Origin of the sequence: Flavobacterium sp. UBA6135, from assembly GCF_002428305.1 — a bacterium.
In the GTDB taxonomy this organism is placed as follows: domain Bacteria; phylum Bacteroidota; class Bacteroidia; order Flavobacteriales; family Flavobacteriaceae; genus Flavobacterium.
The window spans coordinates 1-15,199 of sequence record NZ_DIVJ01000005.1 but is presented as its reverse complement, the minus strand read 5'-3'; the positions used below and the strand labels follow the sequence as shown (position 1 = coordinate 15,199).

General features: G+C 32.7%; 14 protein-coding genes. 6 read left to right on the top strand and 8 right to left on the bottom strand.

The window, feature by feature from the left end:
• The first annotated feature begins 63 nt into the window (after positions 1 to 63).
• Positions 64 to 2,277, top strand: coding sequence for a TonB-dependent receptor (locus B3L86_RS01285; RefSeq protein WP_291114164.1), 2,214 nt, complete (start codon positions 64 to 66; stop codon positions 2,275 to 2,277).
• Between the two features lie 44 nt (positions 2,278 to 2,321).
• Here B3L86_RS01285 and B3L86_RS01280 read toward each other — a convergent pair whose 3' ends face one another.
• Positions 2,322 to 2,741: a Rieske (2Fe-2S) protein gene (locus B3L86_RS01280; RefSeq protein WP_291114161.1), complete on the bottom strand. Its 420-nt coding sequence runs from the start codon at positions 2,739 to 2,741 to the stop codon at positions 2,322 to 2,324.
• Between the two features lie 159 nt (positions 2,742 to 2,900).
• Between B3L86_RS01280 and greA the strand changes: the two genes are divergently transcribed.
• Positions 2,901 to 3,377 (top strand): transcription elongation factor GreA, encoded by a 477-nt coding sequence (greA, locus tag B3L86_RS01275; RefSeq protein ID WP_188361114.1) that lies wholly within the window; start codon positions 2,901 to 2,903, stop codon positions 3,375 to 3,377.
• 10 nt (positions 3,378 to 3,387) lie between these two features.
• On the top strand, positions 3,388 to 3,777 hold the full coding sequence (locus B3L86_RS01270; protein ID WP_291114158.1) for an HIT family protein: 390 nt from the start codon (positions 3,388 to 3,390) through the stop codon (positions 3,775 to 3,777).
• Between the two features lie 28 nt (positions 3,778 to 3,805).
• Here B3L86_RS01270 and B3L86_RS01265 read toward each other — a convergent pair whose 3' ends face one another.
• A complete protein-coding gene (locus B3L86_RS01265) occupies positions 3,806 to 4,954 on the bottom strand; it encodes a sensor histidine kinase (RefSeq protein WP_291114155.1) in 1,149 nt (382 codons plus the stop codon).
• A 101-nt stretch (positions 4,955 to 5,055) separates the two neighbouring features.
• Here B3L86_RS01265 and B3L86_RS01260 point away from each other — a divergent pair, with 101 nt between their 5' ends.
• The 3 genes from B3L86_RS01260 to aat all read left to right on the top strand — a co-directional run bounded on the left by B3L86_RS01260 (position 5,056) and on the right by aat (position 7,225).
• Positions 5,056 to 5,934, top strand: a complete 879-nt coding sequence (locus B3L86_RS01260; RefSeq protein ID WP_291114152.1) for a flavin reductase family protein — start codon at positions 5,056 to 5,058, stop codon at positions 5,932 to 5,934.
• A 35-nt stretch (positions 5,935 to 5,969) separates the two neighbouring features.
• Positions 5,970 to 6,341 carry a DUF3127 domain-containing protein gene (locus B3L86_RS01255; RefSeq protein ID WP_291114149.1) on the top strand — a complete coding sequence of 124 codons (372 nt, stop codon included), beginning with the start codon at positions 5,970 to 5,972 and terminating at the stop codon, positions 6,339 to 6,341.
• 245 nt (positions 6,342 to 6,586) lie between these two features.
• Positions 6,587 to 7,225: a leucyl/phenylalanyl-tRNA--protein transferase gene (aat, locus tag B3L86_RS01250; protein ID WP_291114146.1), complete on the top strand. Its 639-nt coding sequence runs from the start codon at positions 6,587 to 6,589 to the stop codon at positions 7,223 to 7,225.
• Here aat and B3L86_RS01245 read toward each other — a convergent pair.
• From B3L86_RS01245 to rpsB, 6 genes are all read right to left on the bottom strand, one after another.
• On the bottom strand, positions 7,222 to 7,785 hold the full coding sequence (locus B3L86_RS01245) for a DNA-3-methyladenine glycosylase I (protein WP_291114143.1): 564 nt from the start codon (positions 7,783 to 7,785) through the stop codon (positions 7,222 to 7,224). The genes aat and B3L86_RS01245 overlap by 4 nt on opposite strands.
• Positions 7,782 to 8,003, bottom strand: coding sequence for a VF530 family protein (locus B3L86_RS01240; RefSeq protein ID WP_291114140.1), 222 nt, complete (start codon positions 8,001 to 8,003; stop codon positions 7,782 to 7,784). The genes B3L86_RS01245 and B3L86_RS01240 overlap by 4 nt, the downstream gene beginning before the upstream one ends.
• Before the next feature lie 11 nt (positions 8,004 to 8,014).
• Positions 8,015 to 11,731, bottom strand: coding sequence for a TraB/GumN family protein (locus tag B3L86_RS01235; RefSeq protein ID WP_291114137.1), 3,717 nt, complete (start codon positions 11,729 to 11,731; stop codon positions 8,015 to 8,017).
• 207 nt (positions 11,732 to 11,938) lie between these two features.
• A complete protein-coding gene (locus B3L86_RS01230) occupies positions 11,939 to 13,210 on the bottom strand; it encodes a hypothetical protein (protein ID WP_291114134.1) in 1,272 nt (423 codons plus the stop codon).
• Positions 13,211 to 13,405: 195 nt separating this feature from the next.
• Positions 13,406 to 14,371: a translation elongation factor Ts gene (gene tsf, locus B3L86_RS01225; RefSeq protein WP_291114131.1), complete on the bottom strand. Its 966-nt coding sequence runs from the start codon at positions 14,369 to 14,371 to the stop codon at positions 13,406 to 13,408.
• A gap of 148 nt (positions 14,372 to 14,519) precedes the next feature.
• The coding region (gene rpsB / locus B3L86_RS01220) for a 30S ribosomal protein S2 (RefSeq protein ID WP_291114127.1) at positions 14,520 to 15,199 on the bottom strand (680 nt) is incomplete at its 5' end.

Genomic DNA, 15,199 nt, shown 5'->3' with positions numbered 1-15,199 from the left:
AGAGTATCAATTTTAATTTTTAACCAAGAATAATTACCCCTTTTATTCGTATATTTTTTACGAATGAAAACTTTATTCAATTATCGCCAAAATGGCTCAAGGTCACTTAGCAGGTATTTCATAGCAGGCTTACTTTTTTATTCCTTTTCCGGATTTTCACAAGAAACCGTTAATGACACCATCAAAGCAAAAGAAATTTCATTAGATGAGGTTTTGGTTGGTGCAGTTCGTGTAACCGCACAAACACCGGTAACCTTTTCCAATCTGACCAAGAAAGAATTTCAATCGCGAAACCTCGGACAAGATATTCCGATTATGATGAATTATTTGCCGTCAGTTGTTACCACAACCGATGCCGGAGCCGGAGTGGGATATACCGGAATTCGAGTGCGTGGTTCTGATGCGACACGTGTCAATGTAACCATCAACGGAATTCCCTACAATGATTCAGAAAGTCAAGGTACATTTTGGGTAAACATGCCCGACTTTGCCAGTTCTACTGAAAGTTTACAACTACAACGCGGTGTTGGAACTTCAACCAATGGAGCGGGAGCTTTTGGAGCCAGTTTGAATATTTTAACGGATTCCTATGCTCAAGAAGCCAATGGAGAAATTTCCAACTCTTTCGGAAGTTTTAACACCAGAAAACACACTTTGAAATTCAGTACCGGATTGATGAATGATAAATTTGAGATTGCTGGAAGATTATCCACTATTTATTCTGATGGTTATATTGACAGGGCTTTTTCTGATTTAAAATCCTATTTTTTGCAAGGTACATATGTTGGCGAAACCACATTAATTAAAGGATTGGTTTTTGGAGGCAATCAAAAAACCTATCAAGCTTGGTATGGTTTAGAAGACCCGGAATTACGACAAAAAAACAGAACCTTTAATGTTGCGGGAATGTATTTTGATGACCAAGGCAACATGAAATTTTATGATAACGAAACCGATAATTACCAACAAGACCATTACCAATTGCATTGGAATGAGCGATGGAGCGACAATTGGAGCACTAATTTAGCCTTTCATTATACCATCGGGAGAGGTTATTTTGAACAATACAGACAAAACCAACGATTTGCAGTCTATGGTTTGGAGCCCGTTGAAATTGGCGGAGAAATTATAAACAGAACCGATTTAATCCGTCGTCGTTGGCTAGACAATGATTTTTATGGGACTACTTTTTCGGCCAATTATAAAAAAGAAAAGGTAGATTTAATTTTAGGTGGAGGCATCAACAACTATGAAGGTGCTCACTTTGGTGAAATCATTTGGGCACGTTATGCCTCGCAAAGTGAAATTAGAGACCGCTACTATGATGATTTTTCAACAAAAAGAGACATCAATTTATTTTCTAAACTAAACTATCAATTAACTGAAAAATGGCGTTTGTTTGGTGATATTCAATACCGAAATGTAAATTTCACAGCCAATGGTGCCGAAACGGGAATTGTTGATGATACGTTCCATTTTTTCAATCCAAAAGCGGGGGTTACTTATACTTTAAATCAAAAAAATAATTTTTACTTATCTTATGCACAAGCCAACAGAGAGCCGAATCGTAATGATTATGAAAACGGCAATCCAAGACCGGAGCAATTGCATGATGTTGAATTAGGATGGCGACATGCGACGGAAAAAACACAATTAAATGTGAATGGTTATTTTATGAAATACAAAGATCAATTGGTGTTGACGGGCGAATTAAATGATGTGGGAGCTCCAATTCGAGCAAACAGTGGCGATAGTTACAGAATTGGATTGGAGGTTGATGTTACACTGAAATTAACTGAAAAATGGTTTTTACAACCTAATGTCACTTTAAGTCAAAACAAAAACCAAGATTTTGTTTTTCAACGTGATGGTGTTCTAGAGAATTTAGGTACTACTAACATTGCTTTTTCACCCAACTTTATTGCCGCGAATCGATTGACCTTTATGCCGTTAAAAAACTTACAGCTTTCTTTCTTATCTAAATTTGTTGGAGAACAATATATGGGTAATATCGATGCTGAAAGTTCAAAATTAGATAGCTACTTTGTGAACGATTTGAATGTTTCTTATGAAATCAACTTCAATAAGGTTTTTAAAACCATGCGATTTAATGCTCTAGTGAATAATATTTTCAATTTAAAATATGAGAGCAATGGGTATTTCTATACTTATGACGATGATTTTTCAAACCCCGGAACGATTTCAACGATAGAAGGAGCCGGTTTTTATCCGCAAGCGGGAATTAACTTTTTGGTTGGTTTGACCTTGCTGTTTTAATAATAGACTATTGAAAACCCTGATCTTGAAATCAGGGTTTTTTGTTAATTATAAACTCTTATAATATTTCCCAATACTTCCACGCGGTATCTTTTTAAAGGATATTGCAATCCTCCAAGACCGGTGAACAAACTGTATTCCACATTATCACACGGACAAACCGCATTGATGCCATTGATGGTCATCGTAGAGCAGGATGTCAAAGGTTGGTTTGGACAACCTGCATCAAAAGCATTAAAACCACTTCCCGTATTAAAAACGATAATGCCATTCACTCCAACACCAGGTTGTGTGATTAAAACGGCATTGCTCACAAATTGCAGTTGACTGTAAGAAGGCAAATTTATGTTGACATCAAACGAAAAACTATAATTGGGCAGATACGGATTGTTGTTGTTAAACCCGTCGCTGTCACAATTTAATAGCGTGAAACTAAAAATAAGTACTAAAATCGCTTTTCTCATTTTAAAAATTGGTTAAAGGAAATGAAAACAAATTTAATTTAATTAACTTTGTATTGTTCGAAGGGACGAAAAAAATTAAAATAAAATTAAAAATACTATCTTTGTAGAGAGAAATCCCGTGCAAGTGGGATTTTTTCTATTTATATAAACGAATATATTATGAGTACAGTATCTTATTATACCGCAGAAGGATTAAAAAAATTAAAAGACGAGTTAGAACATCTAAAACATGTGGAACGTCCTAAAGCATCTCTAGCCATTGCAGAAGCTCGTGATAAAGGAGATTTGTCTGAAAATGCCGAATATGATGCAGCAAAAGAAGCTCAAGGTTTATTAGAAATGAGAATTTCTAAAATGGAAGAAATATATGCTAACGCCAGATTGATTGATGAGTCACAATTGGACTTAACAAAAGCATTGGTGCTGTCTAACGTAAAAATTAAAAACCAAGCCAACGGCATGGAGATGAAATATACTTTAGTTGCAGAAAGTGAAGCCGATTTAAAAACCGGAAAAATTTCTGTTACGTCTCCAATTGGTAAAGGTTTATTAGGCAAATCAGTTGGTGATGTTGCCGAAATCACCGTGCCAAACGGTGTCTTAAAATTTGAAATTTTAGAAGTTTCAAGAGATTAAATAGCGAACCATGGCGAGCATTTTTACCAAAATAATCAACGGCGAGATTCCATCTTATAAAATAGCAGAAAATGAAAATTTCATTGCTTTTTTGGATGTCAATCCCAATGCTATTGGTCACACACTTTGTGTTCCAAAACAAGAAATCAACAAGCTGTTTGAAATGGAGGAAGACCATTATTTGGCTTTACTGCAATTTTCAAGAACTATTGCCCTTGCTTTAGAAAAAGCAATTCCGTGTAAGCGAATTGGTTTAGCTGTTGTCGGTTTGGAAGTGCCACACGTTCATGTGCATTTAATTCCGCTACAAGAAATGGATGATATGCGATTTCAGCGGAAAGTAACTTTGAGTAAAGAAGAATTTGAAGCAACGGTTTTAAAAATCCAAAATCAATTATAAAAAACATCCCGATGAACTCGGGATATTTTTATGCCTTTTTAAAACTAACCAACATTGTTGTTCCTTTTCCCACATCCGAATGTTGTACTCTGATTTTTCCTTTGTGGTATTCTTCAACAATGCGTTTGGTTAAGGAAAGCCCTAAACCCCAGCCGCGTTTTTTGGTGGTATAACCGGGTTCAAAAATCTTTTTGAATTGGTTTTTCGGAATTCCTTTTCCTGAATCAGAAATATAAATGTTTACTTCTTTCTCAATTTCAATGATATTCACATCCAAAACACCTTTGCCCTTCATAGCATCCACCGAGTTTTTGATGAGGTTTTCAATAGTCCAACTGTGAAGTGCCGGATTTAAGAAAACCATGATTTCTTTATCAGGTGCTGAAAATGAAAATTCAACTTGTTTTGAAAAACGGGATTGTAAATAATCAAATGAATTTTTTGTCTCTGCAACGATGTCTTTCTCTTCCAAAATCGGTTCTGATCCCACTTTTGAAAATCGATCTGTTATGGTTTGTAAACGTTGAATGTCTTTTTCAATTTCAGAAATGATCGTCTCATCATAATTGTTGGCTTTCATAATTTCTAACCAACCAATTAATGACGATAAAGGAGTACCAATTTGATGAGCGGTTTCTTTTGCCATTCCGGCCCAAAGTTTGTTTTGGGTGGCAATTTTAGAAGTTTTATAAAAATTGAAAACCAATAATGCAAATAACAAAATGATTAGCAATAATGCAATGGGATAGTACTTTAATTTATTGATTAAAGGGGAGTTGCCGTAATATAAATAGTTGTATTTTCCTTCGTCATATTCAATTTTGATAGGAGTGTTTTCGTTTTTAAAGTTGTTAATCAAGGCAACAGATTTTTCCGGATTGTTTAATAACAACGGGTCGATGTTTCTTCCGTCAATGATGCTGTCGTTTGCATTGGTTAAAATTAACGGAATACTTGTATTTTTGTTTAATAAAATCAAAGTCAGTTCAATGTCAGTATTGGTGTCTGTTGTATTCAATGATTTTTGTGCCTCAGCCCAAAGTTCCATTTTCATACGTTCGTCTTCTTTGAAGATTTGAAAGAACGTAAAGGTGTTCCATAGAATCAAAGAAATGATTACAAAGGAAGAAAAAATAAGAATCCAACGGGTGATGTTTCTGCTCTCGGAAAATTGCATTTCAAAATATTTAGGTTAAATGTAGTAAATCTTGTTTGAAATGAAAAAATCAAACTAATTTAAAGGTCATTTTAGTACTTTTGTATAAACTACATTTTGTTATGATTAGTATTTCACCTGATTCCATTTCGCCGGTTCAATTGCAAGGCTATTTGCAAAGTTCAGTAGGGCCAAGACCTATTGCATTTGCCAGCACCATTGATGTGGACGGCAACCCAAATTTATCACCCTTTAGCTTTTTTAATGTTTTTAGTTCCAATCCACCTATTTTAATTTTCTCTCCGGCAAGAAGAGTTCGAGATAATACCATAAAACATACGTTGATAAATTGTGAAGCAACGAGAGAAGTTGTTATTAACGTGGTGAATTATGATATCGTGCAACAAATGTCGCTTTCCAGTACAGAATATCCTGATGGGGTGAATGAGTTTTTAAAATCAGGATTAACCATGTTGCCTTCAGATAGTGTGAAACCATTTCGGGTAGCGGAAAGTCCGGTTCAATTTGAATGTAAAGTAAACGACATTATTTCTTTAGGAACAGAAGGTGGAGCCGGAAATTTAATTATTTGTCAAGTACTAAAACTTCATATTTCTGAAACCATTTTAGATGAAAAAGGAGCCATTGACCAAGCCAAAATTGATTTGGTTTCAAGAATGGGAGGTCATTGGTATTCGCGTTCCAATCAAGGCCTTTTCGAAATACCAAAGCCATTGGCCACTTTAGGAATTGGAGTAGATGAAATACCGGATTTTATTAAAAGAAGCCCTGTTTTTGACGGGAATGATTTAGGTATGTTGGGGAATGTAGAAAGTTTGCCAACCAACGAAGAAATTAATATATTTGTACAAGAAAATATTCAGGTAAAAGGTGTTTTGAGTTCAGCAGATGAAATGAAAGTGCATCACAAAGCCAAAGAATATTTAAACCAACAAGATGCGAATGCCGCTTGGAAAGTTTTATTAGCCAAAAGAGTATAAGTATAAGCCAATAGTAACATTAAACATTTAAAATTATGGAAGTTTCAGGAAAAGTAAAAGTTGTTGGAGATGTACAACAAGTAAGCCCAACATTTAAAAAAAGAGAATTAGTTGTCACCACAGAAGAGCAGTATCCACAAAGTATCATGATTGAATTTGTTCAGGACAAAACGGACTTATTGAACACGGTTGCTGTTGGAGAAAATGTAAAAGTTTCAATTAATTTAGGAGGAAGAGAATGGGTAAATCCGCAAGGAGAAACAAAATACTTCAATTCGATTAAAGGTTGGAGAATTGAAAAATTACAAGCAGAAGCACCTGCTGCAATGCCTCCAATGCCTGCTGCAGAAGCTTTTGAGCCGGCAACAAACTTTAATGAAGAAGAACACGACGATTTACCTTTTTAATCAATAAAGGCACTAATTTTAAATTCCAAATTCCAAGACTTTATGTTTGGAGTTTGGGATTTTTTTAATTTTTTCAAATTCCACTGACTGAAGTCAGGATGAAGACCTCCGACTGAAGTCGGAGGGAAGTTAGTGCTGTCGGATTGGACTATTTAATTTTATGAGTTTAGATTGTCCACCGACTGAAGTCGGGGGTAAGTTAGTGCTGTAGCACAGAAATATTGAACTTTTTATTGTTTTGAATTATGTACTTTCTGACTTCTGAATTATATTTTCCGCCGGTTACAGAAGCTTCTTATGAAGGGATATTGGCCGTTGGTGGAGATTTAAGCGAAGAGCGACTGTTGTTGGCTTATCAAAACGGAATATTCCCCTGGTTTGATGATGATGAACCAATACTTTGGTGGTGTCCGTCTGAACGAATGGTAATTAACCCGCATGATTATAAAATTCCGAAAAGCTTGAGAAATATTCTTAACAGAAATTTATTTGAAGTTTCCTTTAATCAAAATTTTCCAGAGGTTATAAAGAATTGTCAAACCAGTAAACGTAAGGGACAACGTGGTACATGGATTACAGATTCCATGATGGAAGCCTATCTTAAATTGCACGAATTGGGTGTTGCAAAATCAGTAGAAGTTTGGCAAAATAACGAATTAGTAGGCGGTTTATATGGTGTAGATTTAGGTCATGTTTTTTGCGGCGAAAGCATGTTCAGCAAAGTGTCAAATGCCAGCAAAGTAGCTTTTGTTTCACTCATTCAACAATTGAAAGAAGCCAATTATCATTTGTTAGATTGCCAAGTGCACAATGACCATCTGGAAAAATTAGGAGCTTTTGAAATTTCAAGAGCCAGTTATTTGAAAATTTTAAAATCAAATTAACTTCTTTTCCAACAACTTAATAAATGGTCATTTACCATTCCGGTGGCTTGCATGTGAGCATACATGGTAGTTGGTCCGATAAATTTAAAACCACGCTTTTTTAAATCTTTACTGATTTTTTCTGCTAAAGGTGTAAATGCAGGGACTTCGCTTAAAGAAGTAAATTGATTCATAATTGGCTTTCCTTCCACATAACCCCAAATAAAATTTGAAAAAGATCCAAATTCTTCCTGCACTTTTATAAAAGCTTTTGCATTACTTATGGCCGATTTTATTTTTAATGTGTTTCGTATGATTCCCGCATCTTTCATTAATTCTTGTACTTCATAATCGCCAAAGTAGGCAATTTGCTTATAATCAAAATCAAGAAAAGCTTTTCTGAAATGCTCTCTCTTCTTTAAAATCAAATGCCAACTCACTCCGGCTTGAAATGTTTCTAAAATAAGAAATTCGAATAACTTAGCATCATCAAAAACAGGATTTCCCCATTCTTCATCGTGATATTTTCTGTAAAGATCATCTTTTTCGCACCAGGCACATCTGTTTTTAAGGGTTGTCATGAGTATTGATTTAAAACAGTTTGTAAATATAATTCTTCAACTTTTTTTCGAGCCCAATCGGTTTTTCTTAAAAAAGTCAAACTTGATTTGATGGAAGGATTTTCAGTAAAACATTTGATTTTTATCTTCTCACCAAGTTTTTCAAAACCATAAAAATCCACAAGAAATTCAAGAATAACTTGTAATGTTTTGCCATGAAGTGGGTCGTTGTTTTTCATTTTTAAATCAATTAATAAAACCCCATCATATTCATACGATCATAATCAGATTCAATTTTACCAAATGAAGCACGAACACGCTTTTTATGAATTGATTCATCCATCATTTCTGTCATTAAGGAAGGAATGAGTTCATCATCAATCAATTGTTTTTGAATTGGGCTGAAATAAGCTTTTGGGTTGCAATTGTTGTTTTTGTCTAAAACAAAAGCAATACATAGCAATTTCTCAGATTGCATATTGTAATAATTAGTGTCATCTTCTTTTGAAGGAATCATTTTATAAAACCAATACCCAATGTCTTTACCTTCATGTTCAAGATTTTTTTTCTCTATAAAAACCAATTTTTCTTTCTTTGAATTTACTTTATCCAAATGAATTATTGCAGCTTCAATTAAATTTTCGTCTGTAATGTTTTCAAGAAATTGAAACTCTTTGGCATCATATAACATTTGATATGTTGCAAAAAGTGTTTGCTTGTTTGAAAGTAAATTATTAACAAGTTGTTTGTCAATTGTAGTTTTGTTTTTTAGTTCAATGTGAAGTATTTCTAATTGAAGCGGTTCAATATCCAAAGCAATGATTTTTGAAATCAGTGTTTCAAAATCTTTTTCTTTTTTAAATGGATAGATGAGTTGAATGTATTTTTTCAAATCGCCACTAACAGATTCTGAATTACCGTAAATTTCTGCATCATTATTCTTTTTAGATTTCCATCCTGCCACTCTTTTGTATTCCAATTTGGCATTGGTTAAAATCATTTTTTTATAAGATTTCAGCTTATTGGGTTGAATCATTTTTTTGTTTAGCAGTGCCGCACAAAAAGAAATAACGGGTTCTTGGTATTCTCTAATGCTATAAAATTGAAAAATATCAGGAAACAAAACTTGACTGTTTGCTAGGTCTTTCTGAAATAATCCCATAAGGTTAATTATTTCAAATTTATTAGTGGATAAGGGTAAATCATAAACCATAAGCTCAAGAATTTTATCATACGCTTTTTTTGATTTTTGATGAGCCAAACCTTTTAAGATGGAAAGCTGTAATGACGTGCTTATGTTGTCTCTTTTATAATTTTGTTCTAAAAAACGAATTACAGCAGGGTCTTTTAAATGACCAATTTTTTCATAAAGAGCGGCAAGTGTTTCAATTTCATCAGCGTTAAATTCAAATTGATTTATAAATTCCTGTAGGGTGCTGATTTCCTCTTTTTGAATTTTAAGAAAGCCTATAGATTTTAAGGCAGAATAACGAATGCTGTCATGTGGACTTTTGGCATCTTCAATAAAATTTTTAAGTTTAGCTTGGTATAATGAATTTTCAAAATCGGTAGTTGTTGGTGAAAAAGATTGATATACTTTTTCAATAAACGGATCATTATTTTGATAGTTTTTAGCAACTAAAGTTCGAAGTTGGTAGGTAATTCCATCTTTAAAAATTGCTTTTAATTTTAAAGCTTGTTGTGAATCTGCTTTTGAAATCAACGCGTTATAGGTTATTTCTCCTGTTGCATTATTTTTTTCTGTATTTTCAGCTATGATGGTTAATTGTGAGGCTTTCTTTTTGGAAGCAGCGTTTAAACCAAGTTCTGTCTCCCACTTTGAATTGAAATAAGCAGCATCATTTGAATCATAATATCCCCATTCTTCATCTTCATAAAAATTTTCAAATGCAATTTCATTTTCAACAAATTCAAGATCATTGCTCTGTTGAAATACTTTTTTATAGTTCAATAAAGTAGAGTCTGCATTTTTTTCAAACTCATATTTATGAAATTTATAATAATCTAAGTGGATTGATTTTCCACTCGCTGATTTTATAACCAAGTTGTTGGATTCACTTTTAAAATGATTGGTTTTTTTACTTTTTTTGTGAGAAGCCTTTTTGTGAGTTCTTAAAAATAAAATTTCATTAGGCTTTCTTGGAATTTCTACCTGAAAGTGACCGGTACTATCATTTAAAACTTCAAATTCTTCGGAGATAGTAAGAGGTTTAAGTTCAAAAGAGTTTAAAAATTGCGTTGCTTTTTTTTCACTCGCATTAACAGTTCCCAAAAGATAATAGCTGCTACCGTTTAAAAAACTTTTAAGTTGAACAGGTTGTTCGTATAAAGTTGATTTGGAATGATAGCTGTTTTCTGATTTTGATACCTCACTAAAATCCTCTGTTGCGTCATATTGGGTATAAAATTCTTCTTGAATTCTCTTTAATTCATAAGCCGTTTCTTCAAGAGTAGATTTGTCATTTAAATGTCTTTCTAATACAAAGTAATAGGCATTTTCATCTTTGTCAAAGGCATAAATTTCGGTGTCTTCATATTTATTAGCATTGTTTTGATTTCCATAAATGATGTGATAATCAGGAATTGAAACTTCAAAAGCTCCTTTTTTAGGGGTTACTTTTTGCCATTCATTGGTTGTGTTTCTTAATTTTATTTTAGAAAAAACCTCGTTTTCATATTGGTTCACATAATCACCATTTCCAATCATGTTAATGCTTATGATTTCTAAAGGAGTTACATAAAAACGATATCTTTGGTCGTTACCTGTCTTTGTTCGGTTTTTAATATCATAAGCTACAAAGTTTTTGCCTTCAAAAAATTTTTTTTCAATGATGTTTCCGGGTATGTTTTCATAAAACAAACTATCGAGTGTGGTGTGAGAAATATGTTGTTTTTTCTTTTTTAAGAAATTTAATAACAGCGATCGTTTGACATTAATATAGCCTCCATTGGATAAATCAGGACTGTTGTAATCTTCTTTTGATGGGATTATCATTGAAAACAAAGGAAGAGATAAAAAGCCATCATTAGAAACTTTTGTCTCCAAAACCGGATTGGTAAAATATTTATCAATTTGTTTTTTAATCGTTTTGCCTTTTTCAGTATAATTATCAAATACCGGAGTTACAGTATAACCTTTGCTGCGAAGCATCTCAATGACACCTTTTTTTCCGGGTAAGTGAGCAGCACCAATTGCGGCAAATAAACTTCCTTTTTTTACAATGGAGTCAATGCTTTTTACCATGTTATAGTTCCTTTTATAAAGCATGCCATCTAAGAAAGGTTCCGTGGATGACAAGGTCAATAAAGAGTCTATCATGTCCAAATCTTTATCTCTATAAAAATCTGAAAGTGCTTCTTCAAAACTTTTGTTTTTTAGAATACGACTAATTTTTAGAATGTTTTCTTCCTTTGGCATGGCGTCATCATAATCAATATTCATGACTAACATCATCGATTCTTTTGCTCCCTCCAAGCCGATAGTTTTTTTGTTATACTTTTTACCTGTTTGATAAATAAACATGTCCAAATAGGTTTCTTCTTGAAAATCTTTACCGTGTTCGTTTGTTCTGAATAATAAATTATCCATGGTATAGTTTTGAGCCCGAAACAATTCAATCAAACCTCTTTTGTCAAGTGGTTTTAAGTAAAACTGTTGATAAAATTTTTTGTAATAATTGAAATCCTCGCTGGGTAGAATATCATAAAGTTCTGACCAAGTACTTGGTTCGCTCTCATTTGCCACAAAATCAGATTCTAACAAATGTTTGAAAAAAGCATCTGATAAATGGTAGGATATTTTTTCACTTACGTGCATTGAACCATATAAATAGGAGTTTTTAGCAATACCGTTTCCGGAAATTTCCCAGAGTAAACTTTGGTATTTTTTGGATTGAGCAGTTATTAAACCAGGTATAATTAAAAGCAGAAGGATTATTTTTTTCAACACGTTAGATTTTTTTGAGCTTATTTCAAATATAAAAGAAATAGATAATATAAAAGAGAATTAAATCATAAAATTAATTTTCTATTTTCACCCTTGATTTAAATAAAAAAACCTCAATAAAATTGAGGTTTAGTGTATGGAATTTGAATCGAGTTTATGAAAAATGAATGTAGCTTATTCTAACTTCATAAATAGTGAAAATTAGTTTTAATCTTCATAATATGTTATTTCTCTTTCGATAACTAATGACGGTTTTGGGGTTTTTACACCTCTAAGATAAGCTGTGCATTTTATCCAATTGTTGTGTTTATCATATTCATATTCATAAAAGCGTGGTGCAAACGGATTTCGCCACCACTCTTCATAAGGGTCTTTTCGAGCATTAATTATTTGACTCCTTTCACTTAAAAACTCTCTTTTAATAATATCGCCATGTTCATTATAATGTATTTTTGAATGAATGTCTGTATATTCAGTAGAACCGCCATCATGATATTTATAAAAATAGATTGAATCAAGAACTATTTCCTTACTTATTAAATAATTTTCTGTTGGGTGATATTCATATTTGTATTTTTTATTTAGAATTGGTTCGGGACTTTTAGTACCTGTTGAAGAAATCTTTAATTCTTTAACTTTATTCTTCGCATTATACTCAAATTCATAAATTAATTTATTCCTTATGTTCATACCGTCCCTCTCATTTTCTACAGTCACATTTGTTAAAATTAATTTTACAATACGGTCTTCACCATCATAATAATAATCCCATTTATAATCCAAATCTTCCTCGTCTTTGAGATATTTGAAAGGTTCTTTTTGAAACTCATTTATAGAATCTTTATAATTTATACAATTATAAAATCCTTTTGAATAGTGTTTTCGAGTTTCTATTCTGCCTTTAGTATCTATATCATATTTATAATAGAATACATTTAAGGTTTTATCAAATCTGTCAATTCTAAAGTAATTGACAAATAATTTATAAATATCCTGTTCTAAGTTGCTCTCTCCAAAATGTTCTATGAAACTATATTTGGGTTGAAATTTCATTTTGTCTTTCAAGTCTATGCTATCATATAGTATTTTTCCTGAAAATCGGTCTTCAGTCATGTCATAATGACTCCACATTTTTATAGTATCTATAACTCTAATATGATTTTGCGATGGTAGTCTATAAACATTATTTTTTTGATCAAATTCATAAAACCAGGGATATGACTTATTTAAAAGCCCATTTTTGTAGAGAACATAACCTCGAACACGATTATCACTATTGAATAACAACATATTTTGTATTGAATATTGATCTTCATTATTAGTAGTGACAACCGATTTTATCTCTTTTACAGGGCCTTTTAAATTTAAGGTTTCAATATCTTTATTAATACCTACTATAGTGTTATTGTCTGATTGAGCTTTACAGCCATTCACAAAAACCAAGATTATAAATATTTTGTATAGTAGTGATTTTGTCATTTTTTGAGTATTTTATTTCTAATGATGTTACAATTCAACAAAAATTTTCAACTACTCAGTCAAGAATTTAGTGTCTTTTTTTCTTCGTGGCAAATCAAAAGTAACCACTTTTCGTCATTATTAAAAACAAAAAACCTCAATCATTACAATTGAGGTTTTAAAATGTCTAGATTCTGAATCAAGTTCAGGATAAAATTACCCTAAAGTAACTCTTTTGAAACCTGTAATTTCAACATTGAAGCCTTTAACATAATCACTAACTTTTTTGCTGTCATCTTTGATGAAGTTTTGGTCTAGTAATGCTTTTTCTTGATCTAAAGTTGTGTTATCAGAGATAAAACGTTGAATTTTTCCGGGAATAATTTTGTCCCAAATTTGCTCTGGTTTACCTTCTGCTTTTAATTCTGCTTTAGCATCTTCTTCTGCTTGTTTTAAAACTTCTTCTGTTAATTGAGAGAAAGAAATATATTTAGGTACATTTTTCAATGTTTTTCCTAAACGTTTTGCTTCTTCATTTTCTTTTTCGATTATAGCAATACGAGCAGCAAGTTCAGAAGCAACGAAAGCAGGATCAAAATCTTTGTATGATAAAGTATCTGCTCCCATTGAAGCTACTTGCATAGAAATGTCTTTTGTTAAAACTTCTGCATCGGCAATTGCTGATGAAATAGCAGTTAAAGCTGCAATTTTGTTTACGTGTACATACGAACCAACAAAAGCACCTTCTAAAATTTCAAATCCGCCAATTTCAATTTTCTCTCCGATAACTCCGGTTTGCTCAATCAATTTTTCAGCAACTGTCATGTTAGCATCAAATGAAGAAGCTAAAAATTCTTCTTTCGAAGCAAAGTTGATTGCTTTTTCTACTAATTGTTTAGCTAAAGAAACAAACGATTCGTTTTTACCTACGAAATCTGTTTCACAGTTTAAAGTAATTACAGCACCTTTAGTTTTGTCTGCATTTATAAAAGCAACAGCAGCACCTTCACTAGACTCACGGTCAGAACGGTTAGCCGCCACTTTTTGCCCTTTTTCTCTAAGGATTTGTATAGCTTTATCGAAATCTCCTTCAGCTTCAACCAAAGCTTTTTTACAGTCCATCATTCCGGCACCTGTAGTTTGTCTTAATTTATTTACGTCTGCAGCAGTAATTGTTGCCATTTTGTATCTATTTTTAAGTTTTAAATTTTTTTTGTAAAAAAACAAATTCCAATAATCAAATTCCAAATTCCAATTTTATTAAATCATCAATTTTTAGAGAGACAATTTTTTGGAACTTGGAATTTTTCCTATTGGAATTTAATGTTATTTATTCTTCTGAAGTTGTTTTAGCTTCTTCTGCTTCCACTGCTGGAGCAGCTGTTGCTACTACTTCTTCTACTGTATCTTCAGTTACAACAGCATCGCTATCTTTTTCAGATCCTCTTTCAGAAAGACCTTCAATGATAGCACCGGTTACTAATGATAAAATTTTATCGATTGATTTAGAAGCATCATCATTTGAAGGGATAACATACTCAACTTGACGAGGGTCAGAATTGGTGTCAACCATTGCAAAAACTGGAATGTTTAATTTTTGAGCTTCTTTTACTGCGATGTGTTCAGCTTTGATATCTACTACAAATAATGCAGCAGGTAATCTAGACATGTCAGCGATAGAACCTAAGTTCTTCTCTAGTTTAGCACGAAGACGATCTACTTGGAGTCTTTCTTTTTTAGAAAGTGTATCAAAGGTGCCATCTTTCTTCATTCTATCAATAGAAGCCATTTTTTTAACAGCTTTACGAATAGTCACGAAGTTTGTTAGCATACCACCAGGCCATCTTTCCGTAATATACGGCATGTTAGCGGCAGCAGCTTTCTCGGCTACGATATCTTTTGCTTGTTTTTTGGTAGCTACGAAAAGTACTTTTCTACCAGATGCTGCAATTTTTTTCAAAGCTTCGTTAGCCTCTTCAATTTTAGCAGCAGTTTTATATAGGTTAATGA

What these genes read in the sequence shown, in the direction of transcription:
- B3L86_RS01285 (WP_291114164.1), top strand. Translation starts at nt 64, where the DNA reads ATGAAAACTTTATTCAATTATCGCCAAAATGGCTCAAGGTCACTTAGC.
- B3L86_RS01280 (WP_291114161.1), bottom strand. Translation starts at nt 2,741, where the DNA reads ATGAGAAAAGCGATTTTAGTACTTATTTTTAGTTTCACGCTATTAAAT.
- greA (WP_188361114.1), top strand. Translation starts at nt 2,901, where the DNA reads ATGAGTACAGTATCTTATTATACCGCAGAAGGATTAAAAAAATTAAAA.
- B3L86_RS01270 (WP_291114158.1), top strand. Translation starts at nt 3,388, where the DNA reads ATGGCGAGCATTTTTACCAAAATAATCAACGGCGAGATTCCATCTTAT.
- B3L86_RS01265 (WP_291114155.1), bottom strand. Translation starts at nt 4,954, where the DNA reads ATGCAATTTTCCGAGAGCAGAAACATCACCCGTTGGATTCTTATTTTT.
- B3L86_RS01260 (WP_291114152.1), top strand. Translation starts at nt 5,056, where the DNA reads ATGATTAGTATTTCACCTGATTCCATTTCGCCGGTTCAATTGCAAGGC.
- B3L86_RS01255 (WP_291114149.1), top strand. Translation starts at nt 5,970, where the DNA reads ATGGAAGTTTCAGGAAAAGTAAAAGTTGTTGGAGATGTACAACAAGTA.
- aat (WP_291114146.1), top strand. Translation starts at nt 6,587, where the DNA reads ATGTACTTTCTGACTTCTGAATTATATTTTCCGCCGGTTACAGAAGCT.
- B3L86_RS01245 (WP_291114143.1), bottom strand. Translation starts at nt 7,785, where the DNA reads ATGACAACCCTTAAAAACAGATGTGCCTGGTGCGAAAAAGATGATCTT.
- B3L86_RS01240 (WP_291114140.1), bottom strand. Translation starts at nt 8,003, where the DNA reads ATGAAAAACAACGACCCACTTCATGGCAAAACATTACAAGTTATTCTT.
- B3L86_RS01230 (WP_291114134.1), bottom strand. Translation starts at nt 13,210, where the DNA reads ATGACAAAATCACTACTATACAAAATATTTATAATCTTGGTTTTTGTG.
- tsf (WP_291114131.1), bottom strand. Translation starts at nt 14,371, where the DNA reads ATGGCAACAATTACTGCTGCAGACGTAAATAAATTAAGACAAACTACA.